The organism is Pseudophaeobacter sp., from assembly GCF_039971195.1.
Taxonomy (GTDB): domain Bacteria; phylum Pseudomonadota; class Alphaproteobacteria; order Rhodobacterales; family Rhodobacteraceae; genus Pseudophaeobacter.
On record NZ_JBDWPJ010000136.1, the window covers coordinates 1 to 9,711 of the forward strand.

The 9,711-nt window shown below is 61.6% G+C and carries 6 protein-coding genes; 1 reads left to right on the top strand and 5 read right to left on the bottom strand.

The window, feature by feature from the left end; genetic code table 11:
* Both ABJP42_RS11790 and ABJP42_RS11795 read right to left on the bottom strand, forming a co-directional pair.
* Nucleotides 1-3,524 (bottom strand): type I polyketide synthase (locus ABJP42_RS11790; protein WP_348340555.1); only part of this gene is annotated, 3,524 nt, incomplete at its 3' end.
* A gap of 336 nt (nt 3,525-3,860) precedes the next feature.
* Nucleotides 3,861-5,324: a hypothetical protein gene (locus ABJP42_RS11795; RefSeq protein ID WP_348340545.1), complete on the bottom strand. Its 1,464-nt coding sequence runs from the start codon at nt 5,322-5,324 to the stop codon at nt 3,861-3,863.
* A 275-nt stretch (nt 5,325-5,599) separates the two neighbouring features.
* Here ABJP42_RS11795 and ABJP42_RS11800 point away from each other — a divergent pair, with 275 nt between their 5' ends.
* The gene (locus tag ABJP42_RS11800; protein ID WP_348340547.1) at nt 5,600-6,349 is read left to right on the top strand and encodes a WecB/TagA/CpsF family glycosyltransferase; all 750 of its coding nucleotides are present in this window, start codon (nt 5,600-5,602) and stop codon (nt 6,347-6,349) included.
* Nucleotides 6,350-6,385: 36 nt separating this feature from the next.
* Here ABJP42_RS11800 and ABJP42_RS11805 read toward each other — a convergent pair whose 3' ends face one another.
* The 3 genes from ABJP42_RS11805 to ABJP42_RS11815 form a co-directional block, all read right to left on the bottom strand.
* Complete coding sequence (locus ABJP42_RS11805; protein ID WP_348340549.1) at nt 6,386-7,384, bottom strand: glycosyltransferase family 2 protein; 999 nt, start codon at nt 7,382-7,384, stop codon at nt 6,386-6,388.
* Nucleotides 7,377-8,444, bottom strand: a complete 1,068-nt coding sequence (locus ABJP42_RS11810; protein ID WP_348340551.1) for a glycosyltransferase family 2 protein — start codon at nt 8,442-8,444, stop codon at nt 7,377-7,379. The genes ABJP42_RS11805 and ABJP42_RS11810 overlap by 8 nt, the downstream gene beginning before the upstream one ends.
* 128 nt (nt 8,445-8,572) lie before the next feature.
* The coding region (locus ABJP42_RS11815) for a translocation/assembly module TamB domain-containing protein (protein ID WP_348340553.1) at nt 8,573-9,711 on the bottom strand (1,139 nt) is incomplete at its 5' end.

Here is a 9,711-nt window from a genome sequence, read left to right on the forward strand (position 1 = left end):
AGGCCGATGCCGCCATACCCGCCGGTGATCAGATAGTGGCCGCCTTTTTTGAATCCAGACTGTTTGAAGCCAGGTTGTTTCGATGCGGGCTGTTGCTGCCCAGCGTCCTCGGGCAGGGCGAGGCTGCGCCAGCTCTTTTCAAACCGTTTGTCGCCGCGCCAGGCGGCGGTTGTATTGGCAGGCTCTGCCAGCAGCTCTTCCAGCAGGCGCGGCGTCAGATCGTGGGGCTCGGCGCCCCGCAGGGTGGCGACAAAGCCGGGTGCTTCGGGCAGTTCGATATCCACCGTGGTGCAGCTGAGCATAGGGAATTCGCGCGGCATCACCCCGGCAGGGCCGGCAATCATCGCTTTTTCCGGATAGGGCAGGGATTCCGATGCCACCTGGGTTGCGCCGGTGGTAAAGACGCTCAGATGCAGCGGGCTGTCCAACTCCAGCGCGCCAAGTTCCTGCGTCAGGGCGGTGAGGGAGGAAAAACCCATTTCCAGATTGCGATCAAAGAAGGAAGAACCGGGGCGGAAGCGCTCTGTGGCGCCGGTGACCAGCCAGAAATGGCCGATACGGTCGGGCAGCGCGTCAGTTTCAGCGAGATCGGCGAAGAGCGCCGCATAGCCAAACCGCCCCTGTTCGGGGGGCGGGATATAGTCCAGATTGGATAGTTTGGCATAGGTATCGCCAGGGCGCACCAGCGCGACGCGATGGCCAGCCTGGCGCAGCTGCGCGGCGGTGGCATCGGCCAGCCCGCAGTCATCGGCAAAGAGCAGCCATTTTAGCGGTGCCTCATCCAGATCTGTGTCAATATCCAGGGCACAATCGGCCAGACGTGGCCGCCAGGCAGGGCGATAGCCCCAGTCGTCCAGAGCATCATGGCGCCGGGGCAGCGCTGCGTTTTCCTGTGTCTGCTGCGTGCCCGGCGCGATGAAATAGCGGCTCCTTTGGAACTGGTAGCCGGGCAAGGGCAGGCGATGGCGTTTCGCCTCGCCCCAGATCTGGTCCCAATCCGCTTCGACCCCGCAGGCCCAGAGGCGGCCAATGACGCCAAAGAAATAGGCGTCATCCGGGACCTCCTGATCCGGGTGGCGCAGGGCTGAGAGCACCTGACCGGGTTGCACCGCGGGCGACATCTGGCTCAGCGCCGAGAGCGCCTTGCCGGGGCCCACCTCCAGAAACACCCGGCCGGGCGTGGCCGCGAGGCTGTCAATACAATCCGCAAAATGAACGGTATTGCGCAGCTGGCCAACCCAGTAATCAGGATCCATGGCCTGTTGGTCTGTCAGCGGCTGACCTGTGCGGTTGGAGATCACCGGCATTTGTGGAGCGGACAGCTGCAGCCCGGCCAAGAAGGCGCGATAGTCGCCGAGAATGCCATCCAGCATCCGCGAATGGGCAGCGATGTCGATCTGGATGCGCTGATGGTCCACCTCTTGGGCGCTGAGCCGTGTGGCCAGGGCATCCAGCGCGGCCTGCGGTCCGGAAACGGCGGTGAGGCTGGGAGCATTGACGCTGGCAATGTCCAGATCGGTGCCGATCAGCGCCTGCACCTCCGCCAGGGGCAGGGCAATCGACAGCATGCCACCGGCAGGCACCGTATCAAACAGGCGACCGCGCAGCAGCACCAGATCGATGCAATCTTCAAAGGACAAGACACCAGCCAGACAGGCGGCGGTGTTTTCGCCCATGGAGTGGCCCACCAGGGCAGCAGGCCGAATGCCCCAGCTGATCCAGAGCTGCGCCAGCGCATATTCAATGATCATGATCAGCGGCAATTGCGCCGAGGGTTTTTGCAGCTGGGCATTGGCTTCGGCCTCACCGCCGTCCTCGGGCAACCAAAGGGCGCGGATGTCATAGTCGAGCTGTGGCTGCAGATGCGCTAGCCCCCGGTCCATCCAATCGGCAAAGACCGGCTCGGTCTCGTAGAGATCCCGCGCCATGCCCGCATATTGCGCGCCGCCACCGGGGAAGGAAAACACAACCTCTGGTGCGTCACCAAGGCTGTCATGGTCAAAGACCTGACGTGGATCACCAGCCCGCAGCAGCGCGGCGGCTTCGGATGCGGTCTCCGCCACCAGGACCCGACGTTTGCCAAAGCCCCGCCGCCCCTGTTTCAGGGTAAAGGCCACATCGGCGAGATCGACATCCGGGTTGGCTTCGAGATAGGCGGCAAGGGCCGCGGCATTGGCGTTGAGTGCCGCTTTTGACTGGCCCGAAAGGCAGAGCACATGGAAAGGGAAATCGCTTTCCTCGGAGGCGCCGCGCAGGGGGGCCTCTTCGAGGATAGCATGGGCATTGGTACCGCCAACGCCAAGCGCATTGATCCCGGCGCGCCGTGGCCCCTGATGCGAGGTCCAGGGCACCAGCCTGTCATTCACCTTGAAGGGGGATGTGTCAAAATCAATCGCCGGATTGGGTGCTTCATAGCTGAGCGAGGGCGGGATTTCACCGTGCTTCAACCCCAGAGAGGTTTTCACCAGCCCGGCGATACCAGCGGCGGTATCCAGATGGCCGATATTGGTTTTGACCGAGCCGATGCGGCAATAACCCTGTGCCTCGGTGTCCTGGCGATAGGCCTCGGTGAGGGCGGAGACCTCGATCGGATCGCCCAGATAGGTACCGGTGCCGTGGCATTCGACATAGTCGATGCTCTCGGCAGGAATGTCTCCGGCCTGCAGCGCCTCGCGAATGGCCCCGGACTGACCCCCAACCGAGGGTGCCAGATAGCCAGCCTTATCGGCGCCGTCATTGTTGATGGCGCTGGATTTGATCACCGCCCATATGTGATCGCCATCGGCCTGGGCATCCTCGAGACGGCGCAGCGCAACCGCGCCCGCACCGGAGCCAAAGACGGTGCCTTGCGCCCGGTGGTCAAAGGCATGGCAATGGCCATCCGGGCTGAGGATCTCGTTTTCCTTGTAAAGATAGCCGCGCCCCTGCGGCATATCGATGGTGACACCGCCTGCCAGCGCCATGCCGCATTCGCCGCTCCGCAGGGCTTTGCAGGCGTAGTGCACCGCCACCAGCGAGGTCGAGCAGGCGGTCTGAATATTGACGGAGGGTCCTTTGAGGTCAAAGACATGGCTGACGCGGGTGGTCAGGAAGTCCTTGTCGTTGCCGGTATGGCGCAACAGGAACATGCCGACCTCATCCACCAGACCGGGATTTGAGCAGATGTTGAAATAGAAATAGCTGCCCATGCCGCAGCCGGCATAGACACCGATCGGTTCGGACAGGCTTTCGGGCGGATGGGCGGCGTTTTCCATCGCGCCCCAGGCTACCTCGAGGAACTTGCGGTGCTGAGGGTCAAGGATGGCGGCCTCTTTGGGGCTGAAGCCAAAGAATTCTGCGTCAAAATCGGCAAAGCCATCGAGCAGCGCGGCATGGGGCACATAGTTTGGATCCGCTAGGGCGGTGGCGGGCACCCCTGCGGCCAGAAGATCAGCCTCGGCCAGGGGGACAATGGATTCGATGCCATCGCGCAGGTTCTGCCAATAGCGTTCCAGCCCTTCGGCGCCGGGCAGGTTGACCGACATGCCGACAATGGCAATATCCCCGGAATACGGCCGGGAAGACTTGTTATGATCAATCGTCTTTGCCACGAAAAACACGGACCTTTGCTTTCGGCGAGCCACTGGAAACTCCCCTGTCTGCAGTCAACGCTGTGCCGAACAGCGAAGCTCAGGGCCTCAGGGGAGGCAGAATTGTTTAAGTGACCGGTTGTGCATCCGGGCGAAACAGCGGGGCCTGATACCACCTGTCTGTTTGCCGTCGCGACTCCCACTTACCCATGGCGAAACTCGTTCATCACTGCGGCGAAGCTGTGAAGGCATGGTGTTCAAATCGGTCACAAAAGCGGAAACAATAAGGCATTATATAGGGTCACGGGTTTTGAGCGGTAGGGGCTGCGGCATCAAGACCTGACGACCCTCGAACAGGGGACGTGGTTTTTCAAACAGGCCAGGATAGCGCAACCGCTCTGCATAGCCGAGGATGGATCCGGCGCAGAGCCAGGTCATCGGCACCAGTGTATCGTTGAGCATCATATCCACCATTGTGGCGGCAAGAATAAGCGCAATCGGAGTGGCATAGGGAGAGATCTCATGTGCTGGGCGGCGGTGGATTTCGATGGCAAGCAGCACAACGGAAAGCGACAGCAAGCCCATTTCCGCGATATAGCCCAGCCAGCCCAGGGTGCCAAAGAGCAGGATCCAGTGGCCATCCGGGATCGACAGGATCGCGCCGGTTTCCAGCTCGCGCACCAGATTGCGGCCCCAGCCGCCCCAGCCGAACCAGGGTTTCTCGGCGGCGCGTCCCAGCATCATGGCCTCATTGTCGAAACGATAGCCCAGAGACTGCGCCCGCTCGGCGCTGATCGCTTCGGCCTGGGCGAGGATCGCCTCGGTGGGGATCAGGTCCAGATTGCGCAGCATCGGATAGGTAATAGCGAGGACAGCCAGAGCGATGGCCACCCGGATCTGCCAGCGGGCCGGTGCCAGCGCCACCAGCGGCACAAAGCTGAGCCCATAGGCCAGCGAGGCAAAGCTTTTGCACAGGACCAGAACCACGAACAGATAGGCGGAGGCACAGGCCAGACGCAGCCGGTTTTTCCCCTGCGCCACGCGGGCCAAGGCCACCGTGGCCAGCAGCGCCGAGAACATAAACAGTGCCAGCCACAGGGAGTGCGGCATGAAGACAATGGGACGAAAGCCGCCTTGGCGCATGGTCTGGGAGAAATCATGCTGGAAGAAGCCATAGATGGTGGTGTTGATCTGCGGGCTAAAGCGAATTTCAAACAGGGAAGGCAGCGAATAGGCAAGCCCGGCGATGCAAAAGGCCAGCAGCAGTTCTTTTTGCCCTTCAGGAGAGGAGAGATAGCGCCGGGCCAGCAAAAAGGGCATCAGGATGATCACCTGATTGATCATCACCGAGCCCAGATCACGCCATCTGAGCCCCGGCAGCATATCAACAATAAAGACAATCGGATCGGCATCCGCCAGTACTTCAAAAATCACCGGGTCGCTATTGGTCAGCACGGTGGGGATCACTGCAATGGCAAAGAGCACCATCAGCACGCGGGCCAGCGGATGGCGCGGCAGCAGCGGGACATTTTTGCGCATCAGCCCAATGCAAAGCACAAAGGCCATGATCGAGGGAATGGTGAATTTGTCCATATCCGGCACCAGCGGCAGGTCAAATTCGGCCACTGGCGGCAGCAACATGTAGCCGGCAATGATGCACCACAGGATCGCCCGTTCCAGCTGCAGACGCCGAAACAGCACCAGGCTGACCAGAGGCCAGAGCAGCAGCATCAGATAGGCGAGTGCATTGGGCATAGGGTAGAGATAGCCTCCAATTGCGGCAGAGGGATGGGCTTTTGGTGACCCGGATCGGGTGTTTTCATAACAAGGCTAACCCCTTGGCGCGAGACTGTCTTGCTCAATTCTGCGCCCGGATCTCTCAGAGGGATGAGAGACCTACGTCGAAAGGCTATATTCAGCCCATCGTGATAGAGAGGCTTGAGCGGCGGCGCGCAGAAGGTTATTGCGCATAGCTGCAGGCAAAAGGTCGCCCCGTTTGTGGGGGCGCTGTTGAAGGCGAGGGGTAGCGCGTGTTTTTTGAGTTCCAAGGGCAGCGGATCACGGTCAATGTTCCTAACAGGGAAGCATTGGAAGGCGAAGTTCTGCGGCGCTTTGCCTCCGGCGAAGGCTTTGCCCTGGCCACGGTGAACCTCGATCATCTGGTGAAACTGGCGCAGTCCGAGGATTTCCTCAGGGCCTATCTTGGCCAGGATTTGATTGTCGCCGATGGGCGGCCAATCGCCTGGCTGTCGCAGTTGGCGAAACACCCGGTGGAGCTGATGCCCGGCTCTGATCTGGTTCTGCCGCTCTGCCGTTTGGCTGCTGCGGCGGGGGTGCCAGTTGCCTTGGTCGGCAGCACTGATGAGGCCTTGGCGGATGCGCAGGCCCATCTGGAGGCACAGGTGCCGGGGCTGGATCTGGCCTGGTGCCAGGCGCCCTCGGGGGTATTTGACCCGGAAAGCGCCGAGGCCGGAGAGATTTTGGAGAGTTTGAACCGCCGTGGCATCAGGCTGTGCTTTTTGGCGCTTGGGGCTCCGAAACAGGAAAGCCTGGCCTTTCGCGGTCGCTCAGTTGCGCCGAAGGTGGGGTTTGCCTCGATTGGGGCCGGTCTGGACTTTTTGGGCGGCCACCAGACAAGGGCACCGCTTTGGGTGCGCAAGATTGCCATGGAATGGCTATGGCGCGCGCTCGGCAGCCCGGCACGGATGGTGCCGCGCTATGCAAGATGTTTTGCCATCCTGCCCGGCCAGATCTGGCAGGCGCTGCGCAACCGGCCCTAAAGCCCGATCAAGCCACCTACCAGCTCTGCTGCGTGGTCATTTGTATTCCAGGATCTTGCGGTTGGTGCCGCGCAGGCGGTTCCCCCAGTATTCCACCACCCCGGTGCATTCAGCAAACTTGCCCAGCAGGGAAAACCACGCCGGGCGCAGCCCCATGCGGCGGCTCAGGCGCAGCAATTGCAAGGGATAAATCAGCCCCAGCAACAGTGCCCAGGGAGAGAGCAGCAGAGCGCCAAGGATCAAGACCAGAGGCAAGGCTGCCCCCCAGATAACTGCCCGCCGGGTTTCGGCCACCCAGTGACGGTCGGGCGGGGCGCCATGCAGGGCGGCGCCTTCGGCAAAGGCATGCCCGGCGCGGCGGCTGCGGTTCCACCATTGGCCAAAGCGGGTCATCTGGGCATCATGCAGGGTCATTTCAGCTTCCAGCCGCCAGATTTTCCAGCCCTTGTGACGTAGGCGCAGCCACATTTCGGGCTCTTCGCCTGCAATCAGACTGTCCCGGTAGCCATCGACCGCGCGCAGCGCCTCCAGCCGCATCAGCGCATCGCCGCCGCAGGCCTTGGCCTCGCCAATTGGCGTGTCCCATTCTGCATCACAGAGCTGGTTGTAGATCGAGGCTTGCGGATGGCGCTCGCGCCGTCGCCCGCAGGTCACTGCCACCTCTGGATGGGCGTCAAGAAAAGCCGCAGCTGCAGGAATCCAGTCTGAATTGACCTCGCAATCGCCATCCACCAGCTGCACATAGCCTTCTGCATCGGCCAGACGTTCGAGCCCGGCATTGCGGGCGCGGGCGGCGGTAAAGGGCAGCTCCATATCCAGAGAGACCACCTCCACACCCATCTGTGTAGCCATTTCCACAGAGCCATCGGAAGAGCCGCTGTCGACATAGATCAGTCGGCCCTCCTGCGGCTGCAGAGAGGTCAGGCAGGCGCGCAGGCGTTCGCCTTCGTTGCGGCCAATGACAACAGCGCTGACCAGGGTTGGGCTGATTGGGACTGGTCTTGTCGGGACTGGTTTGGCGGGGGCTTCAGTCATCTATGCTCTCCTGCGCCAAATCCGCCAGACAGGCTGTACAAGCAGGGTCCGCCTGCAGGAATGCCTGTTCTTGCAATGCGGTGATGCCGGGGAAGGGCTGGGCTTCTGGCGACCAGAGGCTCAGATCCGGCTGCTGTTGCAAAACCGAAAGCCGTTGCTGGTCTTCGCCATGGGCGATGGAGGCAGCAGCCACCGAGGCGCGGTCCCTCGCCAGCGCATCATTGGCAAATTTGTAGTGCCGGATCAGTGCGCTCATCGGTGCCAGGGTCAGCCCGGTCGAGGCATGCGGATGCAACGCGGGCGTGACAGCTGGGCCAACAAAGATCAGAGGATGTTTGCTGAGACAGCAGTCCTCGCCAAAGACCTTGCCGCGCACCCCGCCAAACAGGATCTGTGGTGCCGGGGGCGTCGCCCTGTTCTGGATGAGGAAATATGCCAGTCCGGATTTTGTGCTTTGGTAGTCATAGGAGGTCACAGTGCTGATATCGCAGTGATCAAATTGCTCAAGCACCGACCTGTAAGGCAGATTGGCCACCGCGCGCAGAGGTGCCTTGGGGAACATCTCCAGCATCTGCGCCATCAGCCCGGTGTAGCCCTGTCGGGTCAGGTAGCGCGTCAGACCAGGCAGGCCAATTTCTGCGCGTCCCTCAAAATCAAAGATCTCGTCCATATCGACAATCAGACACCAGCGGTCCTGGGCAAAGCACCGGGCGGCATAGCTGCGAAAGATATTCTCATAGGCGCCCCAGGGCAGCCGGGACTGCAGTACTGAGACGCCCGGTTGTTCTTGTAATTGCGCCAGGGTCGCATCGCTGGAGCCATTGTCAAAAAAGACAAAATGCGCCACGCCGAGGGCACGGTAATGGTCAAAAAACGCGTCCAGATAAAAGGCACCATCGCGGACCAGGGTGACCAGAACCACCTCATCGGGGGCCGCGACGCGCCGGCGTGGACCCTGTAGATGGCGCAGGGAGGCCAGGAACCGCAGTTGCTGGAACAGGGGCAGCAGCCTGTTCTTGAGGCGGGCCAACAGGCTGGGCTGCGAGGGGTGATCAGTCATGAAACTCAGTCCAGATGGCGGCTTTGCCGGGCAGATTAGGCTTCTGCGGCTCTCAGGAAAAGGGCTTGTCGGTCAAATGGTTGAAACTGTCGAAACCATGCCGCAGCCGCTCACGGGGTTTGGGCGGGTCAATAGTCCCGTTTGAAAAACAGGCCAAAACCGCTTTCGCCCTCACTGTCGACAGTGCCGGTCACGGTGACCGTATCGGTCAGGTCGACATTGATGCTCAGCTCGCTATCGCCCCGGGTGTTGACGTTGAAATCGGTATAGGCGTTTTCGCCGATGTAGCCGCCGATCCCCAATAGGCCAGAGCCGATATTATCAAGCCCCAGTTCCACATTGTCTGCTCCGGTCTTGTCGCGCAGGCCGTTTTGACCGCCCAATCCGCGCCCGCTGAGCTCCAGTGCCGATTTGGCCAGACGCGCCAGGGCCAGGGGCGACAGATCGCCAAGGTTATCGCCAAAGAGCAGCAGCGCCAGGGCTTCTTCGCTGGGGCGGGGCGGGTCGGATGTGACCTTGATATCCGGCGCATCCACGGTGCCAGAGATTTCCAGCGTGGCGGTGCCGGTGGAGGTGCTGGCGGAAGAGGAGAACTCCAGATAGGGTTTCAGATCCCCCAGCAGGGTGATGCGCCCCTCGTCAAGATCCAGCCGCCGCCCGAGGATGTCAAAGGTGCCGCGCACCAGGCTGATCTGCCCCGAGGGTGCCAGTGCCGCGCTGCTGCCCCGCAGATGGATCTGACCGCCGAGCTCTGCGTTCAACCCACGGCCACGGGCATAGATCCGGTTGGGCGCGTCAATCAGCACATCCAGTGCGATGTTGGAATTGCTGCCACTGCCGCCACTGCTGTCAATCAATCCGGCACGGGCGCGGGTCTGGCGTACCGCTGCGGTTTCACCAATATGGCGGATTGGCGGAATGGGCGCAGCCGAGATGTCTCCGCCTGCTGTGTTGAGGTTGATATTGGTTTCACCCACATCAATCCGACCGCTCAGCCGACTGGAGCTGGCCAACTGCCCGGCAAAACTCAGATCACCATTCAGGAGGGTTTCATAGCTCAGGTGATCGGTAACGGTCATATCGCGAATGCCAATCTGCAGCGCGCCGTCAAAGGGTGGCATCAGCGCCACAGGGCCAGCCACCCGCAGCGATCCACCATCGCGGGGCCGCGCAGTGATCTGTATCTGCGCCTGCGCCCCCTCCAAAGAGACAGTTGCACCGATGTCGTCAATCCGCTGGGCGGCGCCGGGCAGTGCCATTGAGGAAC